Origin of the sequence: Brucella sp. NBRC 14130, from assembly GCF_040371715.1 — a bacterium.
Taxonomy (GTDB): domain Bacteria; phylum Pseudomonadota; class Alphaproteobacteria; order Rhizobiales; family Rhizobiaceae; genus Brucella; species Brucella intermedia.
In genome coordinates, this window is record NZ_BAABTE010000002.1 from 478208 (window position 1) to 495637 (window position 17430).

Here is a 17430-nt window from a genome sequence, read left to right on the forward strand (position 1 = left end):
CCCCAACACCTTTCCGTGAGCAAAGCCTTATTGCCTTGCCCTCTTTAGTCTTTGTTTGCCGCGAATAATCGCGAAACTTAAATTCCAGCAACAAGATGGGCCGCCCCTTCCTGTTGCCGCTTTTCAAACCGGATGCCGAAACCAGGTTTCAGCAGGACCAATCAGCGATATGGCGCATCCATCGCGATATTGCGCGCGATTTCGCGTTCCCAACGGTCGCCATTGGCAAGGAGCTTTTCCTTGTCATAGTAAAGTTCTTCGCGGGTTTCGGTCGCGAATTCGAAGTTCGGACCTTCCACGATGGCGTCCACCGGGCATGCTTCCTGGCAGAAACCGCAATAGATGCACTTCACCATGTCGATGTCGTAACGCACCGTGCGGCGGGTGCCGTCGTTGCGGCGCGGACCGGCCTCGATGGTGATGGCCTGCGCCGGGCAGATCGCTTCGCAAAGCTTGCAGGCGATGCAGCGTTCCTCGCCGTTTGGATAACGGCGCAGTGCGTGCTCGCCACGGAAGCGCGGAGAAACCGGGCCCTTTTCATGCGGGTAGTTCAACGTCGCCTTGGGCGCGAAGAACTGGCGCATGGAAAGAAAGAACGCGCCTACGAATTCCTTGAGAAGGAGCGATTTGGCTGCTTGAGCGAATGAAGCCATGATGATTACTCCTTACGCCAGACCGAAGACTTTGAGGAAGGTCGCGGTTGCGACGACCATGAAGAGCGAGATCGGCAGGAACACTTTCCAGCCAAGGCGCATCAGCTGGTCGTAGCGATAACGCGGAACGAAAGCCTTCACCATTGCGAAGAGGAAGAAGCAGAAGCAGAGCTTCAGCATGAACCAGATGATGCCCGGAACCCAGTTGAGGAACCACACATCCACCGGAGGCAGCCAGCCGCCGAGGAAGAGCGTCGTCATCAGGGCGCACATCAGCGTGATCGCCACATATTCGCCGAGGAAGAACAGAAGGAACGGCGTGGACGAATATTCGATCATGTGACCGGCCACGAGTTCGGATTCAGCTTCGACAAGGTCGAAAGGCGGACGGTTCGTTTCGGCCAGCGCCGAAATGAAGAAGATCACGAACATCGGGAACAGGCAGAGCCAGTTCCAGTCGAGGAACGAAGCCGGCAGGCCGAGCATGGTGCCGAGGCCGGTATTCTGCGAAAGCACGATGTCGGTGAGATTGAGCGAGCCAACCGTCAGCAGGACCGTGACAATCACGAAGCCGATGGAAACTTCGTAGGAAACCATCTGCGCGGCAGAACGAAGCGCGCCGAGGAACGGATATTTCGAGTTCGATGCCCAGCCGCCCATGATCACGCCGTAAACTTCGAGCGAAGAAATGGCGAAGATATAGAGCATGCCGACATTGATGTTGGCGATGGCCCAGCCTTCATTGACCGGAATGACCGCCCAGGTCGCCATTGCGAGAACGGCGGAAACGAAAGGCGCAAGGAGGAAGACACCCTTGTTTGCGCCCGACGGGATGATCGGTTCCTTGAAGACGAACTTCAACAAGTCGGCGAAGGCCTGGAACAGACCCCAGGGACCGACAACGTTCGGGCCGCGACGAAGCTGCACCGCTGCCCAGATCTTGCGATCCGCGTAAAGCAGGTAAGCGACGACGATCAGCAATACGACGAGCAGAACGACCGACTTCAGCGCTATGATAAGCGCGGGCAAGACGTAAGCTGCAAAAATTCCTTCCATTGTTCCGTCTCTCTCTCGCTTACTCAGCTGCCTGTTGGAAGCCGCCGGCCGCGAGCGCCGAGCATTCGGCCATGACGGCGGAAGCGCGCGCGATTGGGTTCGTCAGGTAGAAGTCCTTGACCGGGGAGACGAACGCAGCGCCGCCGCCCGGGTTTGTTGCCTTGGCCGCCAGCGCGACGAGATCGTCGGCGGAAGCAGGCGCGATGGTGTCGATAGCCGCCATATGCGGATAGTCCGCATAGAGCCGGGCGCGAAGCTGCTGCAGCGAATCGAACGGCAGACGCTTGCCAAGGCTGTCGGAAAGAGCGCGCAGGATCGCCCAGTCTTCCTTTGCCTCGCCCGGCGCGAAACCGGCGCGGTTGCCAAGCTGCACGCGGCCCTCGGTGTTGACCCAGGTGCCCGACTTTTCCGTGTAGGCTGCGCCCGGCAGGATAACGTCGGCGGCGTGGGCACCGGCATCGCCATGCGTGCCGATGTAAACGATGAAGCTCGATCCCTTGCGGGTCATGTCGAGTTCGTCTGCGCCGAGCAGGAACACGACATCCAGATTGCCGAGCATGTCGCCGGCAGCCTTGCCACCCTCACCCGGCACGAAGCCGAGGTCCAGAGCGCCAACGCGCGAAGCGGCGGTGTGCAGAACGGAGAAGCCGTTCCACTCGTCCTTGATCGCGCCAACGTCCTGAGCGAGTTTGGCGGCGGCCGACAGAACCGCCCGGCCGTTTTCGCCGGTGAGCGCGCCCTGACCGATGATGATCAGCGGACGCTCAGCCTTGGCCAGCACGTCGCGGAATGCATTCTGGCCGGCAGCCAGTTGGCCCAGCGTTTCGGCGCCAGCACCCAGATATTCGTAATCGTAACGCAGTTCAGCCTTTTCACCGATCAGGGCAACCGGGAAATGGCCCATGCGCTGACGCTTGCGGATGCGGGCGTTCAGAACAGCGGCTTCAACACGCGGATTGGAACCGATGATGAGCAAAGCATCAGCGTTTTCAATGCCTTCGATGGTCGAGTTGAAGAGATAGGTTGCGCGGCCCAGAGCCGGATCGAGAGCTGCGCCATCCTGGCGGCTGTCGATATTGGCGGTGCCGAGCGAAGCCATCAGGCCCTTCAGCGCGTAGATTTCTTCAACCGAAGCCAGATCGCCAGCGACAGCGCCGATCTTTTCAGCCGACGTTGCGGAGACCTTGGCGGCGATGGCAGCGAATGCTTCCGGCCAGGTTGCGGCGACCAGACGGCCATCCCTGCGAACATATGGGCGGTCGAGGCGCTGGGTGCGCAGGCCATCCCAGATGAAGCGGGTCTTGTCGGAAATCCACTCCTCGTTCACCGCTTCATTGACGCGCGGCATGACGCGCATCACTTCGCGGCCACGGGTATCGACGCGGATGTTCGAGCCGACCGCATCCATCACGTCGATGGTTTCGGTCTTGCTCAGTTCCCACGGACGGGCCTGGAAGGCATAAGGACGCGAGGTCAGTGCGCCGACCGGGCAAAGATCGATGACGTTGCCCTGCAATTCCGAGGTCATGGCGCGTTCGAGATAGGTGGTGATCTCGGCGTCTTCACCGCGGCCGATGAGGCCCAGTTCCGAAATGCCGGCCACTTCCGTCGTGAAGCGGACGCAGCGCGTGCAGTGAATGCAGCGCGTCATCACCGTCTTGACGAGCGGACCGATATACTTGTTTTCAACGGCGCGCTTGTTCTCGCGATAGCGGGAACCGTCGGTGCCGAACGCCATTGCCTGATCCTGCAGATCGCACTCGCCGCCCTGATCACAGATCGGGCAATCCAGCGGGTGGTTGATGAGCAGGAATTCCATCACGCCTTCGCGGGCCTTCTTGACCATCGGCGTGTTGGTGAAGATTTCAGGCGCTTCGCCATTCGGGCCGGGACGCAGATCGCGCACGCCCATGGCGCAGGATGCCGCCGGCTTCGGCGGTCCGCCCTTCACTTCAACCAGGCACATACGGCAGTTTCCGGCGATGGAAAGCCGTTCGTGGAAACAGAAACGCGGGACTTCCGCGCCCGCGGCTTCGGCAGCCTGAAGGAGCGTATAGTGATCGGGTACTTCGATCTCTGTGCCGTCAACCTTGATCTTTGCCATCGCTTATCCAAACCTGCGGCTTGTGCCGCATCTTCCAGATCTCAAACTCTTACCCTGCCCTTACTATTGGCATGGCCTTTACCGAAAACCGCCAGGCACTTTTCGGGGCCATGCCCTGCCGGGCAGGCTCACACAACTCATTCAGCCGCTTCCAGACGGATATTGCGGCTCTGAACGGCGTTGCGCGTATAATCGTCAATGCGCTTTTCAATTTCCGGACGGAAATTGCGGATCAGGCCCTGAATAGGCCATGCAGCGGCATCACCCAGTGCGCAGATCGTGTGACCTTCAATCTGCTTGGTCACGTCGAACAGCATGTCGATCTCGCGCTTCTGCGCGTTACCCTTGACCATGCGCTCCATCACGCGCCACATCCAGCCGGTGCCTTCGCGGCACGGCGTGCACTGTCCGCAGCTTTCATGCTTGAAGAACGCCGCCAGACGGGCAATCGCCTTGATGATGTCGGTGGACTTGTCCATGACGATCAGGCCGCCTGTGCCGAACGACGATTTCTTGTCGCGCATGCCGTCGAAATCCATGATGGCGTCCATCATGTCCTCGCCCTTGATGACCGGGCACGACGCACCGCCGGGAATGACCGCCAGCAGATTGTCCCAGCCGCCGCGAATGCCGCCGCCGTGCTTTTCGATCAGTTCGCGGAACGGAATGCCGAGGCCTTCTTCCACGACGCAAGGCGTGTTCACGTGACCGGAAATCTGGAACAGCTTGGTGCCGACATTGTTCGGCCGTCCGATTGACGAGAACCACGCCGCGCCACGACGCAGGATCGTCGGCGCAACGGCGATCGATTCCACGTTGTTCACGGTCGTCGGGCAGCCATAGAGGCCCATATTCGCAGGGAACGGCGGCTTGAGGCGCGGCTGGCCCTTCTTGCCTTCGAGGCTTTCGAGCAGAGCCGTTTCTTCACCGCAGATATAAGCGCCAGCGCCGTGGGTGACGAAAATGTCCATGTCCCAGCCGCACTTGTTGCCCTTGCCCAGCAGACCGGCTTCGTAGCATTCGTCGATTGCCGCCTGGAGGGCTTCACGCTCACGCATGAATTCGCCACGGATGTAGATATAAGCCGTGTGGGCGCCCATGGCGCAACCGGCGATCACGCAGCCTTCGATCAGGGTATGCGGATCGTGGCGCAGGATTTCGCGGTCCTTGCAGGTGCCGGGCTCGGATTCGTCGGCGTTGACGACCAGATAATGCGGGCGACCGTCGCTCTGCTTGGGCATGAACGACCACTTGAGACCCGTCGGGAAGCCAGCGCCGCCGCGGCCGCGCAGGCCCGACGCCTTCATCTCCTCGATGATCCAGTCACGGCCCTTTTCGATCAGCCCGCTGGTGTTGTCCCAATGGCCGCGCGCCATTGCACCCTTCAGGGAGCGATCCTTGAAGCCGTAGATATTGGTGAAGATGCGATCTTTATCAGCCAGCATGTCTCACCTGTTTCCGTTCGTGTTTGCCAATATCGAAGTCATCATACCGGCTTCTTTCCGAATACCTTGATGTATTCCTCGACGCCGCCCTTGGCCAAAGCCTTGGCCTGCTTCATCCAGTCTTCGCGGTCGATGCGACCGTGGAAGCTGAGATAGCCGTCGACCCAATCGCGCTCGGCCTTCTTCCACGCAGCGACCTGCTTGAAGGTGAAAATGCCAAGCTCGTGCAGGGTCTGCTCGATCTTCGGACCGACGCCCGAGATCAGCTTGAGGTCGTCGACCACTTCCGGCCGCTCCATGGGCTGCGGACGGTTCTTGTCGTCGAGTTTGTATTCCTGCGTGGTTTCGACGGAAGCGGCCTTTTCGGCTGCATTCGAAACCTTGACCTCCGAAGGCGACTTGAGCGCCGGAGCGGTTTCAGGCGCGTTGGTCACGGGCTTTGCCGCGTTGGACGGCGGAACATTCGCGGCTTCTGCCTTTGCCTTGGCTTCGGCTTCCGCCTTTGCCCTGGCAGCGGCGGCATCGGATGCCTTGCGGGTTTCGAGGCCGATCTTCTTGTAGTCCAGTTCTTCCGTCAGCGACGTCAGGCCATTGAGCGGATTGGACGTTTCACGGTCGATCTGCGGACCCGGCTTGACGGTGTCGCCCTTGCCGGCTTCAAACGCGTCGATGATTTCGGCAAGGCGTTCCGGCGTCAGATCTTCATAGGCGTCCTTGAAGATCATGACCATCGGTGCATTGGCGCAGGCGCCCTGGCATTCCACCTCTTCCCACGACAGCGTGCCGTCGGCATTGAGCTCGAACGGGTCGTGGTTGATCTTGTGGCGGCAGACATCCATCAGCGCTTCCGAACCGCGCAGCATGCAAGGCGTGGTGCCGCAAACCTGGATGTGGGCGCGCGTGCCGACCGGCTTGAGCTGGAACTGCGTATAGAAGGTCGCAACTTCCAGAACGCGGATCAGCGGCATTTCGAGCATGGCTGCAACGTGTTCAATGGCAGCTTTCGTGACCCAGCCATCCTGCTCCTGCGCACGCATGAGCAACGGAATGACGGCCGACTGCTGACGGCCTTCGGGGAATTTTGCAATCGTCTTGAGCGCCCAGACCTGATTTTCCGCGTTGAACGCGAAAGCGGCAGGCTGGACGGCATCATCTGCGAGACGGCGAACGGACATCAGCGGTCAACCTCACCAAACACGATATCGAGCGAGCCAAGAATTGCCGACACGTCAGCCAGCATATGGCCGCGGCACAGGAAATCCATGGCTTGAAGATGGGCAAAGCCCGGAGCGCGCAGCTTGCAGCGATAAGGCTTGTTGGAGCCATCCGATACGAGGAAGACGCCAAATTCACCCTTCGGCGCTTCAACTGCTGCGTAAACTTCACCGGCAGGCACGTGGTAGCCTTCCGTGTAAAGCTTGAAGTGATGGATGAGCGCTTCCATCGAGCGCTTCATCTCGCCGCGCTTCGGCGGCACGATCTTGTTGTCGGCGTTGGAAACCGGACCGACGCGTTCCTTGCCGAGGAGCAGGTCAACGCACTGGCGCATGATCTTAGCCGACTGGCGCATTTCTTCCATGCGGATCAGGTAGCGGTCATAGCAGTCGCCGTTCTTGCCGACAGGAATGTCGAATTCCATCTCGTTGTAGCACTCATATGGCTGCGACTTGCGCAGATCCCATGCTGCACCCGAACCGCGAACCATGACGCCCGAGAAGCCCCATGCCCAAGCGTCTTCCAGCTTCACGACGCCGATATCGACGTTACGCTGCTTGAAAATACGGTTCGGCGTGATGAGATCGTCGAGATTGTTGAGCGTCTTGAAGAATGGATCGATCCATTTGCCGATGTCTTCGACGAGTTGGTCCGGCAGGTCCTGATGGACGCCGCCCGGACGGAAATAGGCTGCGTGCATGCGCGCGCCGCAGGCGCGTTCATAGAACACCATCAGCTTTTCGCGTTCCTCGAAGCCCCAGAGCGGCGGCGTCAGCGCGCCAACGTCCATGGCCTGCGTGGTGACGTTGAGAAGGTGGTTCAGGATACGGCCGATTTCCGAATAGAGAACGCGGATGAGCTGGCCGCGCTTCGGCACGTCGATGCCCAGCAGGCGTTCGACGGCGAGCGCATAGGCGTGTTCCTGGTTCATCGGCGCCACGTAGTCGAGGCGGTCGAGATAAGGCAGGGCCTGAAGATAGGTCTTGGCTTCCATCAGCTTTTCGGTGCCGCGATGCAGCAGACCGATATGCGGATCGACGCGCTCGACCACTTCGCCGTCGAGCTCAAGCACCAGACGCAGCACGCCGTGCGCGGCAGGGTGCTGCGGACCGAAGTTGATATTGAAATTGCGGACCTGAGTCTCAGCCATGTTCAGCTTCCTGTTTGGCTGCAAGAGCCGCCAAGAACTCCTCGCCGGTCATCCGGTGGGTGTCGTTGGCAAAATCGTAATTCGCAGGCTTGTTATCGATGAAGATTTCTTCGGCAAAATGAAAACGTTCCGGCTCGGCAAAAGCCTGCATCGAAACGACCGTCATTCCATCATGGACACCGCGCCAGAACAGCGACGAACCGCACTTCGAGCAGAAGCGGCGTTCGCCCCATTCCGAAGACGAATAGGTCGAGAGGGCAGCTTCGTCTTCGATTTCGACCGAAGTGCCGCAGTTGACGGCCATGAAAGCACCGCCGGACCAACGCCGGCACATGCTGCAATGGCAGACATCCATTTCCATCTTTGCCGGAACAGCGGTGAACTTCACCGCTCCGCAAAGACATTGACCGTTCAATCTCTCGCCTGCGCCCATGAGTATGTCCTCAGTTCGCCTTGGCTTTCTCGTCGCCCGGCAGAACGTAGTCCGTTCCTTCCCATGGCGAGAGGAAGTCGAAGTTGCGGAACTCCTGACGCAGCTGCACAGGCTCGTAGGCGACGCGCTTCAGCTCGTTGTTGTAACGAACTTCAACGAAACCGGTGAGCGGGAAGTCCTTGCGCAGCGGATGGCCTTCGAAACCGTAGTCGGTCAGGATGCGGCGCAGGTCCGGATGGCCGGAGAACAGCACGCCGTACATGTCGTAGGTTTCGCGTTCGAACCATTCGGCGCCGACAAAGACCGGAACCGCGGAAGGCACCAGCGTGTCCTCGTCAGCCTGAACCTTGACGCGGATGCGCTGGTTCTGGCGCGGAGACATGAGCTGGTAGACGACATCGAAGCGCTTGGCGCGCTGCGGATAGTCGACGCCCGAAATATCCGTCAGGTTGACGAACTGGCACTGCACATCGTCGCGCAGGAAGGTCAGAACGCTGATGATGCTGGCAACCGGAACCGACAGGGTCAGCTCGCCATAGGCAAGCTTCGCCTCTTCGATCGCATCGCCGAGACGTTCCTTGATGTAGCCGGAAAGTTCACCGAGAGCTTCTTCGCTCATGATCAAATGTCCTTTTCTTCGGCCTTAGCGTTCAATGGTGCCGGTGCGGCGGATCTTCTTCTGCAGCATAAGAATGCCGTAGAGCAGAGCCTCAGCGGTCGGAGGGCAACCCGGAACGTAGATATCGACCGGAACCACGCGATCGCAGCCGCGCACCACCGAATAGGAATAGTGGTAGTAGCCGCCGCCATTGGCGCAGGAACCCATCGAGATGACGTAACGCGGCTCCGGCATCTGGTCGTAGACCTTGCGCAGGGCGGGCGCCATCTTGTTGGTCAGCGTGCCGGCGACGATCATCACGTCGGACTGACGCGGTGATGCGCGGGGAGCGATACCGAAACGTTCGGCGTCGTAGCGCGGCATGGAAATGTGCATCATTTCCACGGCGCAGCATGCCAGACCGAAGGTCATCCACATCAGCGAGCCGGTGCGCGCCCAGGTAATCAGAGCGTCAGCGGAGGTGACGATGAATCCCTTGTCGGAAAGCTCGCTGTTCAGATCGTTGAAGAATGCATCGTCGGAACCGACAGGCTTGCCCGTGCGCGGGTCAAGAATGCCCTTCGGCTGCGGAGCCACGAGCGTTGTGTTGGCTGAGGTCAATCCCATTCCAGCGCTCCCTTCTTCCATTCATAAATGAAGCCGATGGTCAGAACGCCAAGGAACACCATCATCGACGCGAAGCCGAACCAGCCGATTTCACCGAAGGACACGGCCCACGGGAAAAGGAAGGCGACTTCCAGATCGAAGATGATGAAGAGAATCGACACCAGATAGAAACGGATGTCGAACTTCATACGGGCGTCATCGAAGGCATTGAAGCCGCACTCGTAAGCAGAAAGCTTTTCGGGGTCGGGCTGTCTGTAAGCGACAAGAAACGGCGCAACCAGAAGGGCTACGCCAATTACCATCGCGATGCCGAGGAAGATGACGATCGGCAGGTAGGAACTTAAAAGCTCGTTCATGGTCCTTTATCCGGCTTGAATACGAGGCTGCGCCGCCTGTCATAAGCTTTTTGGAGCTGACGACCATGCGACACATTGCATCTGTTGCAACCCCGTCGCCCCAAGCAGCTTCAAAAGGCATGCCGTGCGAACTAAGCGCTTTTCGCCGGGACGGTTATCGCAGCGCGTGCGCAAGCGCAACCCCTCCGGCACGATCTATTGGGCAAAGTCGAACCAAGATGCTTAACAAGCCATGCATCCGGCCCGCTTATCCCCCTTAAAACCCCTATAACATGAAAAGATCATAATTTCGTGAGGAAAAGTCGCCCGGTCCGCGCTGTCCGGCAATCCTCCGCGAGAATCAATTGCCCACGACTTCGTGGGTGGAAACCGGCGATCCAGTCCCCCGCCTGAAAATGCGCTTACGGACCAGCGGAGGCCGCCGCCCCCACCAGTCGGCCCGGCAGATAGAGCACGAGCGACGCGGCTCCCTTGATCGCCGAAGCGCCGTCCGCCAGCACCGCCTGCCCCGTCGTCCGGGTCTCGCGCCCGTTCAGGGCGTTAAGCGAGAGCGTGCCGTCGCTGACCAGAGCCATGAGCGACGGAGAGGATGCAAAGACATTATGCGCGCCGCCATCCAGATCGGTCGCGTCGATCACCGCGATCCCGTATTTCTGCAGTATCGGAATGCTGGTGCCGTCCCCTACCCGCGCATGGCCACCGGTGATGAAGGACGAGACGCCGAGCGCCCGATCGCTGCGCGATGTCATCACCGCTGTCGGACGCGGCATTGGGTCGATGTCCCTGATCTGCTTTTCAAAGACGTCGAGATCGATATCCGGCGCCGCGAGCAACAGCGCGGTGATGCGGCGCAGCACATACTTTTCGCCACGCAGGGACAGGGTTCTCAAAGCCTCCATGGTGACGAAGCCGCCCATCGAGTGGCCGACGAGCACAATGCGCTCGGCCTTGCTGCGGGCGACAAGTTCGAGCAACCGGGCCAGACCATCCCGCGCAAAGTCCGCGCTGTCTCGATCATAGACATAAAGGCCCAGATCGCCGCCGGACGGCCAGGCATATTCGACCGCGACCGACTTCATCTTGTAATCATGGACGAACTGCGCGGTGCGGAATGTGCTGTCGGCAAAATTATTGTTGTAGCCATGCACGAAGATCAGGATTTCCCTGTCCTTCGGCCCCTGCTTCGCAAGGGCGGCATTCAATTGTGCGAGAAACTGCTCCGCATCCTCGTATGGCTGGAATGCGGTTGCCGCGAAATTTTTGGCCGGGTCGGGCTTGTAGCCGGTCGACTCGACCTGCCCTTTCACGTGGGCCGCCGGAATGCCGACATCGACCTGCGCGAAATTGAGCGTCTTGGAGCGATTTGAATTGTAGGGCTGCGAGAAATCGTCGGAGCGCTGGCGGCTCGTCGCAACATAGATGGGCACCACAGCCGCCGGTTTCGCCGGTTTGACGATGGCGGCTTGCGCCGCCGCCACCGATTGCGGGCTCGAATTGGGACCGTGCCACAACACGGCGCGCGGCGTGTCACAGCCGGCAAGAATCAAAAACGTTGCAAGCACACCAAGAAGAGCGTGTCGGGTCATCGTCGCAGCGATCCGTTCCTGTCATCCGGTTCCGCGCGATTGAAAACAGGAAATCGGGTCCTTGGCAATGCATGGTCAGGTGGCTGATTTTCCGCCGCCGCGATTTAAGGCGGAGGACGGCTTGCGTGAACGATGGAAAATTCCGTTCGCGTTTGCGGTGAAAGTTGGAATGGAAACATGCCTGATGGCGATGGCTTTGCGAAGCAATGCCTTCAGATCGCATTCGCACCGGCTATCATGGATGCATTGTCGGCCATAGCAGCGAAAGGAGATCACGCATGAGCCACTATCTGCTCGCCAGCGGCGATCTTCTTGTCATTGCGGCGATCATCCTGTCGGTTGCCTATCTGTCCTGGAAACAATTTTCCAAGTAGCAGGCTCACGGTTCGGCAATTCCATGATTTTCCTGAAGAAGGCGGTCCGGCGCCACTTTCGTGTCAACGTTCAATCTATCGATCTGTTGAGAGGAAAGTGGCGCGAGTGACGGGGCTCGAACCCGCGACCTCCGGCGTGACAGGCCGGCACTCTAACCAACTGAGCTACACCCGCGCATTTCTCGGCAGCCCTGAGGCTGCGTCGCACCGGCGTTTCCGTCCGGTGTGAGCGGTCGTTTAAGGGGTTCTCGGACAAGTGTCAAGCGCGTGTTTGGAGAAGATTTGCGATATTGGAAAAATCATTCACAGGACGTTTCAACGCCCGTTCAATTGCTGGAAATGCATGCTCTTTTTTTACGCATTATCCTGCGCAAAACCGCTTCGCATTTTTTGCTGGAAATGCTTGCTCTTTTTCTGCGCATTGTCCCACGCAAAACCGCTCCGCACTTTTGCTGGAAATGCTTGCTCTTTTTCTACGCATTATCCCGCGCAAAACCGCTTCTCACTTTTGCTGGAAATGCTGGATGAAAAGAAGTGAAACGGCGGTGGGCGCCACTTTCGTGTCAACGTTCAATCTATCGATTTGTTGAGAGGAAAGTGGCGCGAGTGACGGGGCTCGAACCCGCGACCTCCGGCGTGACAGGCCGGCACTCTAACCAACTGAGCTACACCCGCGCATTTCTCGGCAGCCTTGCGGCTGCGTCGCACCGGCGTTTCCGTCCGGTGTGAGCGGTCGTTTAAGGGGTTCTCGGACAAGTGTCAAGCAAGGGTCATGAAGAAAGGATAAGAATTTTCGATTTTGCTGCGGAACGCCTGTTTTGCGGGCATTTTCAATGACATCAAACTTATCCACAAGCGCCGCCATGGCCCCGGAATCAGTCCGGTTTCCAGAATCATCGCCACCCGCGACGGAGCGTGCCGGTTTCTCCGCTACTAAAGCGCTAGAATCTCGTTGCTTGCTTTCAGGCAAGTGACGTAGTTCCCTGAAACCGGACCGGAGTTCAATAAAAAGACAATCATACCGACAATCGATCCCGGTCATATCCAGATGCCCGGCCCGGAAACTACTTCGACGGGCGCTTTATCTCTCTGTTTGTATGCATCGCATTTTTCCGAAGCAGGTTTCTACTTTCGGACATTTCAATTGAGTTTCGACATTGGGAGGAGAATATATGTCGGCTTATCGGATCACACGGCGCGCGGGCCTCGCGCTCGGCCTTTCCATCCTGTCAGCATTCGCACTTGGCAGCCCTGCCCGTTCACAGACATTTCCAGACCGGGTGGTGACCATGGTCGTGCCGTTTGCGGCTGGCGGCTCGACGGACGTGGTTGCCCGCGTCATCGCGGCAAAAATGTCGGAGATTCTCGGCCAGCAGGTTATTATCCAGAATGTCGGCGGCGGCGGGGGCAGCCTTGGCGCTGCGAATGTCGCGCGGGCCGACCCGGACGGCTATACGATTCTGATGGGCACCGTGGCGACGCACGCGCTCAATCCGCTGATTCTGAAGACCAAGCCCTATGACGCGGAAAAGGACTTCGCTCCGATCTCGCTTCTAGTGATCGTTCCCAATGTGCTAGTGGTCAATCCGGACCTTCCGGTGAACTCCGTCAAGGAACTTGTCGACCTGCTGAAAGCCGAGCCGGAAAAATACAGCTATGCCTCATCCGGCAACGGCACGCCGCTGCATCTGTCCGGCGAGCTTTTCAAGAAGATGGCTGGCGTTTCGATGCAGCATATACCCTACAAGGGGTCCGGCCCCGCTCTCAATGACGTCATCGGCAATCAGGTTCCGATCATGTTCGACAACCTGCCCTCCTCCTCGTCACATATGAAGGGCGGTACACTGAAGGCCCTCGGTGTCACCACCAAGGAGCGCGCGCCGTCCTTCCCCGATGTGCCGACGATCGCAGAGACGATCCCCGGTTATGAGACCTATACATGGAACGCGCTGTTCGCACCCGCCGGAACCCCGCCCGAGGTCGTGGCCAAGCTCAATGAAGCCGCGAACAAGGCCATGGAAGATCCAACCGTGAAGGAGCGCATGAAGGAATTCAGCGCCACCATCGTCGGCTCGACACCGGAAGAACTCGCCGCGCATGTGAAGGCCGAAATCGCCAAATGGACGCCGGTCGTCAAGGATGCCAACGTCCAGATCGACTGACCGCCCGCGCCTATTCGCTGCCGGTAATGCGCCACGGGTGCAATACCGGCAGTTCATTCCACCTCCCAGATCCTGCCCGCTTCCAGAGCACCGAAGGACCAGATTCGTTCTCCCCTTGATTTAATACCGACCAGTTGGTATGATATAGTCAGGGAGCACGAAAATGGCACGCAAACAGAATCCATCGACCCGGTCCAATCTGCTTGATGCAGCGCTCGGCGTTATTCGCACCAAGGGTTATGCCGCAACGTCGGTCGATGACATCTGCGCCAGGGCATCGCTGTCGAAAGGCGCTTTCTTTCACCATTTCTCCAGCAAGGAAGATCTGGCCGTTGCCGCCGCCAATTACTGGTCGGAAACAACGGGCGCGCTTTTTGCGGATGCCGCCTATCACGCTCCCGAAGACCCGCTTGAGCGCGTGCTGGCCTATGTCGAGTTACGCAAGCAGCTCGTTCAAGGCGAACTACCTGACTTCACCTGCCTCGTCGGCACCATGACGCAGGAGGTCTATGAGACCAATTCCGTCATCAGGGATGCCTGCTGGGCCAGCATTTCAGGCCATGCGGACACGCTTGTCCCCGACATTGCAGCCGCGATGGAGCGCTATCCGGTTGCCGGTGATTTCACCGCCGAAAGCCTCGCGCTTCATACGCAGGCGGTTATTCAGGGTGCCTTCATCATCGCCAAGGCAAGCGGCGATCCGCAGCGTGCGGTCGAAAGCATCGATCATCTCAAGCGATATATAAGCCTGCTTTTCAAACAACCCGCCAACACCCGCTGAAAGCGACAATGGGAGGAAACCATGCCCAGCACTATCCGCCTGCACCGCGTATTCGCCACCAAGCCGGAAAAGGTCTATCGCGCATTCATCGAGCCGGATGCCATGGCAAGCTGGCTGCCGCCCTATGGCTTTGTCTGCTCCGTCCATGAGCTGGAGGCAAAGGTCGGCGGCAAGCACAAAATGTCTTTCCGGAACTTTACGACGGGCGAAAGCCATTCATTCGGCGGCACATATGTCGAACTCGTTCCGGGAGAAAGGCTCGTCTATACGGACAGTTTCGACGATCCGAACCTGCCGGGCGAAATGAAAGTCACGATCACGCTGAAAGCCGTATCGGTCGGCACCGAAATCAACATCGAACAGCAGGGCGTGCCGGATATAATTCCGGCTGAAGCCTGCTATCTCGGCTGGCAGGAATCCCTCGAAAAGCTGAAGAAGCTGGTCGAGCCTGAAATCACCCAGTAATCCCGTTTCAGGGATCACGCGCGGGGCTGGCGGCAGAGGCCGCCTGCCCCGCATCACCGAACGAATGAAATATCGGACAGAAAATTTCCCGTCTTCTTTGAGATACAACAAATCCGGTTCGCGCCTGTCACTCTAGAATGGCTCCAATGATGATGCGGCTGTCGTCATCATGCTTCGAAGCCTGACAGCCACGGAACAACAAGATGTCGGCAGAACCTGTTTCCCTCTCCCCCGTAATCGATGTCCGCACCATACCGCCCATTTCGCGACATGCGACGATCTTCGCGATGATCGACGCGCTCGAGCCCGGCGAAGCGCTGGAAATCGTCAACGATCACGATCCGGTGCCGCTGCGCCGCCAGCTCGAAAACCGCAATCCGGGCGCCTTCTCCTGGGTCTACAAGGAAACCGGCCCGCTATGGCGCGTCGAGATCGGCCGCCGGAAAATCCATCATGGCGCAGACCATGAATGCAGCTGCGGCAATCACTGAAGTCTTGCAGACCCATGTCCGGGACGAATTGAGATGATCGGCGCGACGCTTTCCCGTTGGACCCTGTCTTATTTTACTGCTTCGCTGGCTTTCCTCGTCTTCGGGCTTGGATTGATGGCGGGCGGTTTCGGCTTTCCGGTTCATGGGATTCGCGCCGCCGAAACGCTCATCGTCGTGCATGCCGTTTCCATCGGCTGGCTGGCCCTGCTGATGAGCGGCGCACTGCTGCAATTCGTCCCGGTTCTGGTGAACCGCCCCTTATGGGGAAGCGGTGCAAGCCTCCCCGCCTTGCTTCTGCTGGTGACGGGCCTTTCCGGCCTGCTTGTCGGCTTTGCGGGCATGGCGGGCCTGACGGAAAGTCCGGCATGGCTGCTGCCGGCCTCGGGCATGTTGCTGACCTGCGGATTTTCCCTCATTTTCGCAGTATTGGGCATGACGCTCTGGCTTGCCCGCCCGATCGCCCTGCCTGCGCGGTTCGTCGCGGCAGGCATCTGTTGTCTTCTGATAACGGCACTGCTTGGCAGTATTTTCACCTTCGCGCTGTCCGGCTTCACGGAGCAGGCCGTCCTGCTCGATATTGCGGGATCGGCATTGCCGGTTCACGCCGCGCTTGGTCTTGGCGGCTGGATGACCTTTACCGCCATGGGCGTCAGCTACAGGCTTTTGACAATGTTCATGCTGTCGCCCGACGCCGTGCGGCAAACAACCAGAATCATATGGTGGGAGGGCACTGCCGCCCTGACCATCCTTGCAGCCGGGATCGTCATTGCAGCGCTGGAAATGGGATCGACCGAGATTGCCGTCACGGCGGCTCTCGTTCCCGGCATTGCCTGCATCGCGCTTTATATCGTCGATATCCGCGCGATCTACCGGCAGCGCAAACGCAAGACGATTGAGCTGAACAGCGCGGCCAGCATTCCGGCCTTCATCGCGCTGGGGCTTTCGCTGCTGCTGGCCGTCGCCCTGTTCTGGACAGGCGTCTCCGACCGCATGATTGCCGGTCTCGTCTATCTGTTCACCTTTGGCTGGCTTTCCGGCCTGAGCCTTGCCCAGCTCTACAAGATCATACCGTTCCTGACCTGGCTCGAATGCTATGGTCCGGTGATGGGACGCGCACCGACGCCGCGCGTGCAGGATATGGTCAGCGAGGCGCGCGCACGCCAATGGTTCGCTCTTTATTATAGCGGCGTTGCGGTTGCGACGCTGGCCCTCATTGCCGGTTATCCGGCGGTGTTTCGCCTTGCCGTAGCCTTAAGTCTCGTCGCCATACTCGCATTGACCGTGCAATTCTTTCGCGCCCGGCGGCTTCTGGATGTACCGCATGGCCTGCGTCTGCCAAAAGGGGCAACCCTGCCGCATCTGATCTATGCCGGTGAACCAATCTTCAGGAGATCGAAATGACACTCTCAGTTCAGGACATCGCACACCATGTGCTGGACGTGCGCCCGCTGATCAAGGGCGGCGTGGAACCGTTCAACGCCATCATGGAAGCAGTCGATGGCCTTGCGCCGGGACAAGGCCTCCTGCTGATCGCGCCGTTCAAACCGGCACCGCTTTTCAGCGTCATGGAGCGGAAAGGCTTTTCCGCAAAGGCCGAGCCTCTGGAAAACGGCGACTGGCAGGTGCTTTTCAGCCCGGCGGCGGATGCTGCGCCGGAGTTGCAGTTTTCCGACAATGTCGTTTCGCCGGATGTCTGGCCGGAGCCATCGCGCTATCTCGACTGCTCGGACATGCAGCCGCCGGAACCCATGGTGCGCATTCTGGCCGAAGTGGAGGATATGCCCGCTGGTGCGGTTCTGTTCGCCCTCCTGCACCGGGAGCCTTTGTTCCTGTTTCCCGAGCTTGAAAAACGCGGCCATGCATGGGTCGGCAATTTCGATGAAACCGGCAATGCCTATCGCATCATGATCCGCGTCGGAGAACCGGGGTAGATG

At 59.1% G+C, this 17430-nt stretch carries 18 protein-coding genes and 2 tRNA genes; 7 read left to right on the top strand and 13 right to left on the bottom strand.

The features are described from left to right. Positions 1-161: 161 nt before the first annotated feature. The 12 genes from nuoI to ABWW28_RS05965 form a co-directional block, all read right to left on the bottom strand. Positions 162-653, bottom strand: a complete 492-nt coding sequence (gene nuoI, locus ABWW28_RS05910; protein ID WP_006466596.1) for an NADH-quinone oxidoreductase subunit NuoI — start codon at positions 651-653, stop codon at positions 162-164. 12 nt (positions 654-665) lie between these two features. Further along, positions 666-1709 carry an NADH-quinone oxidoreductase subunit NuoH gene (gene nuoH / locus ABWW28_RS05915; protein WP_021585007.1) on the bottom strand — a complete coding sequence of 348 codons (1044 nt, stop codon included), beginning with the start codon at positions 1707-1709 and terminating at the stop codon, positions 666-668. 19 nt (positions 1710-1728) lie between these two features. Beyond that, the gene (gene nuoG, locus ABWW28_RS05920) at positions 1729-3813 is read right to left on the bottom strand and encodes an NADH-quinone oxidoreductase subunit NuoG (RefSeq protein ID WP_021585006.1); all 2085 of its coding nucleotides are present in this window, start codon (positions 3811-3813) and stop codon (positions 1729-1731) included. 137 nt (positions 3814-3950) lie between these two features. Continuing rightward, positions 3951-5258, bottom strand: coding sequence for an NADH-quinone oxidoreductase subunit NuoF (gene nuoF, locus ABWW28_RS05925; RefSeq protein WP_006466593.1), 1308 nt, complete (start codon positions 5256-5258; stop codon positions 3951-3953). A gap of 41 nt (positions 5259-5299) precedes the next feature. Further along, positions 5300-6433, bottom strand: a complete 1134-nt coding sequence (locus ABWW28_RS05930; protein ID WP_128006095.1) for an NADH-quinone oxidoreductase subunit E — start codon at positions 6431-6433, stop codon at positions 5300-5302. Next, positions 6433-7623 carry an NADH-quinone oxidoreductase subunit D gene (locus tag ABWW28_RS05935; RefSeq protein WP_006471808.1) on the bottom strand — a complete coding sequence of 397 codons (1191 nt, stop codon included), beginning with the start codon at positions 7621-7623 and terminating at the stop codon, positions 6433-6435. Before ABWW28_RS05935 ends, ABWW28_RS05930 begins: the two co-directional genes overlap by 1 nt. Continuing rightward, positions 7616-8056 carry a GFA family protein gene (locus tag ABWW28_RS05940; RefSeq protein WP_112702310.1) on the bottom strand — a complete coding sequence of 147 codons (441 nt, stop codon included), beginning with the start codon at positions 8054-8056 and terminating at the stop codon, positions 7616-7618. Before ABWW28_RS05940 ends, ABWW28_RS05935 begins: the two co-directional genes overlap by 8 nt. Before the next feature lie 10 nt (positions 8057-8066). Beyond that, complete coding sequence (locus ABWW28_RS05945) at positions 8067-8675, bottom strand: NADH-quinone oxidoreductase subunit C (protein ID WP_006471810.1); 609 nt, start codon at positions 8673-8675, stop codon at positions 8067-8069. A 24-nt stretch (positions 8676-8699) separates the two neighbouring features. Continuing rightward, complete coding sequence (locus tag ABWW28_RS05950) at positions 8700-9281, bottom strand: NuoB/complex I 20 kDa subunit family protein (RefSeq protein ID WP_006466589.1); 582 nt, start codon at positions 9279-9281, stop codon at positions 8700-8702. After that, positions 9272-9637 carry an NADH-quinone oxidoreductase subunit A gene (locus ABWW28_RS05955; RefSeq protein WP_006466588.1) on the bottom strand — a complete coding sequence of 122 codons (366 nt, stop codon included), beginning with the start codon at positions 9635-9637 and terminating at the stop codon, positions 9272-9274. Before ABWW28_RS05955 ends, ABWW28_RS05950 begins: the two co-directional genes overlap by 10 nt. A 401-nt stretch (positions 9638-10038) precedes the next feature. After that, a complete protein-coding gene (locus tag ABWW28_RS05960) occupies positions 10039-11223 on the bottom strand; it encodes an alpha/beta hydrolase (protein WP_112702311.1) in 1185 nt (394 codons plus the stop codon). A 472-nt stretch (positions 11224-11695) separates the two neighbouring features. After that, positions 11696-11772 (bottom strand) — tRNA-Asp (locus tag ABWW28_RS05965). Positions 11773-11887: 115 nt separating this feature from the next. On the opposite strand from ABWW28_RS05965, the gene ABWW28_RS05970 reads away from it, so the two are divergent. After that, on the top strand, positions 11888-12187 hold the full coding sequence (locus ABWW28_RS05970) for a hypothetical protein (protein WP_162718883.1): 300 nt from the start codon (positions 11888-11890) through the stop codon (positions 12185-12187). Positions 12188-12195: 8 nt separating this feature from the next. Here ABWW28_RS05970 and ABWW28_RS05975 read toward each other — a convergent pair. Further along, positions 12196-12272, bottom strand: a tRNA-Asp gene (locus ABWW28_RS05975). 497 nt (positions 12273-12769) lie between these two features. Between ABWW28_RS05975 and ABWW28_RS05980 the strand changes: the two genes are divergently transcribed. The 6 genes from ABWW28_RS05980 (at position 12770) to ABWW28_RS06005 (ending at position 17427) form a co-directional block, all read left to right on the top strand. Beyond that, a complete protein-coding gene (locus ABWW28_RS05980) occupies positions 12770-13759 on the top strand; it encodes a Bug family tripartite tricarboxylate transporter substrate binding protein (RefSeq protein WP_112702313.1) in 990 nt (329 codons plus the stop codon). Between the two features lie 163 nt (positions 13760-13922). Continuing rightward, the gene (locus ABWW28_RS05985) at positions 13923-14540 is read left to right on the top strand and encodes a TetR/AcrR family transcriptional regulator (protein WP_112702314.1); all 618 of its coding nucleotides are present in this window, start codon (positions 13923-13925) and stop codon (positions 14538-14540) included. 21 nt (positions 14541-14561) lie between these two features. Continuing rightward, on the top strand, positions 14562-15005 hold the full coding sequence (locus ABWW28_RS05990; RefSeq protein WP_112702315.1) for an SRPBCC family protein: 444 nt from the start codon (positions 14562-14564) through the stop codon (positions 15003-15005). A gap of 203 nt (positions 15006-15208) precedes the next feature. Continuing rightward, positions 15209-15496: a DUF2249 domain-containing protein gene (locus ABWW28_RS05995; protein WP_112702316.1), complete on the top strand. Its 288-nt coding sequence runs from the start codon at positions 15209-15211 to the stop codon at positions 15494-15496. A gap of 33 nt (positions 15497-15529) precedes the next feature. Next, on the top strand, positions 15530-16897 hold the full coding sequence (locus ABWW28_RS06000) for a hypothetical protein (protein WP_112702317.1): 1368 nt from the start codon (positions 15530-15532) through the stop codon (positions 16895-16897). After that, on the top strand, positions 16894-17427 hold the full coding sequence (locus ABWW28_RS06005; protein WP_021584993.1) for a DUF2249 domain-containing protein: 534 nt from the start codon (positions 16894-16896) through the stop codon (positions 17425-17427). Before ABWW28_RS06000 ends, ABWW28_RS06005 begins: the two co-directional genes overlap by 4 nt. Positions 17428-17430: the final 3 nt, after the last annotated feature.

Bases quoted from the DNA above. Each gene is read 5' to 3' on its own strand.
- nuoI (WP_006466596.1), bottom strand. From the start codon at position 653: ATGGCTTCATTCGCTCAAGCAGCCAAATCGCTCCTTCTCAAGGAATTC.
- nuoH (WP_021585007.1), bottom strand. From the start codon at position 1,709: ATGGAAGGAATTTTTGCAGCTTACGTCTTGCCCGCGCTTATCATAGCG.
- nuoG (WP_021585006.1), bottom strand. From the start codon at position 3,813: ATGGCAAAGATCAAGGTTGACGGCACAGAGATCGAAGTACCCGATCAC.
- nuoF (WP_006466593.1), bottom strand. From the start codon at position 5,258: ATGCTGGCTGATAAAGATCGCATCTTCACCAATATCTACGGCTTCAAG.
- ABWW28_RS05930 (WP_128006095.1), bottom strand. From the start codon at position 6,433: ATGTCCGTTCGCCGTCTCGCAGATGATGCCGTCCAGCCTGCCGCTTTC.
- ABWW28_RS05935 (WP_006471808.1), bottom strand. From the start codon at position 7,623: ATGGCTGAGACTCAGGTCCGCAATTTCAATATCAACTTCGGTCCGCAG.
- ABWW28_RS05940 (WP_112702310.1), bottom strand. From the start codon at position 8,056: ATGGGCGCAGGCGAGAGATTGAACGGTCAATGTCTTTGCGGAGCGGTG.
- ABWW28_RS05945 (WP_006471810.1), bottom strand. From the start codon at position 8,675: ATGAGCGAAGAAGCTCTCGGTGAACTTTCCGGCTACATCAAGGAACGT.
- ABWW28_RS05950 (WP_006466589.1), bottom strand. From the start codon at position 9,281: ATGGGATTGACCTCAGCCAACACAACGCTCGTGGCTCCGCAGCCGAAG.
- ABWW28_RS05955 (WP_006466588.1), bottom strand. From the start codon at position 9,637: ATGAACGAGCTTTTAAGTTCCTACCTGCCGATCGTCATCTTCCTCGGC.
- ABWW28_RS05960 (WP_112702311.1), bottom strand. From the start codon at position 11,223: ATGACCCGACACGCTCTTCTTGGTGTGCTTGCAACGTTTTTGATTCTT.
- ABWW28_RS05980 (WP_112702313.1), top strand. From the start codon at position 12,770: ATGTCGGCTTATCGGATCACACGGCGCGCGGGCCTCGCGCTCGGCCTT.
- ABWW28_RS05985 (WP_112702314.1), top strand. From the start codon at position 13,923: ATGGCACGCAAACAGAATCCATCGACCCGGTCCAATCTGCTTGATGCA.
- ABWW28_RS05990 (WP_112702315.1), top strand. From the start codon at position 14,562: ATGCCCAGCACTATCCGCCTGCACCGCGTATTCGCCACCAAGCCGGAA.
- ABWW28_RS05995 (WP_112702316.1), top strand. From the start codon at position 15,209: ATGTCGGCAGAACCTGTTTCCCTCTCCCCCGTAATCGATGTCCGCACC.
- ABWW28_RS06000 (WP_112702317.1), top strand. From the start codon at position 15,530: ATGATCGGCGCGACGCTTTCCCGTTGGACCCTGTCTTATTTTACTGCT.
- ABWW28_RS06005 (WP_021584993.1), top strand. From the start codon at position 16,894: ATGACACTCTCAGTTCAGGACATCGCACACCATGTGCTGGACGTGCGC.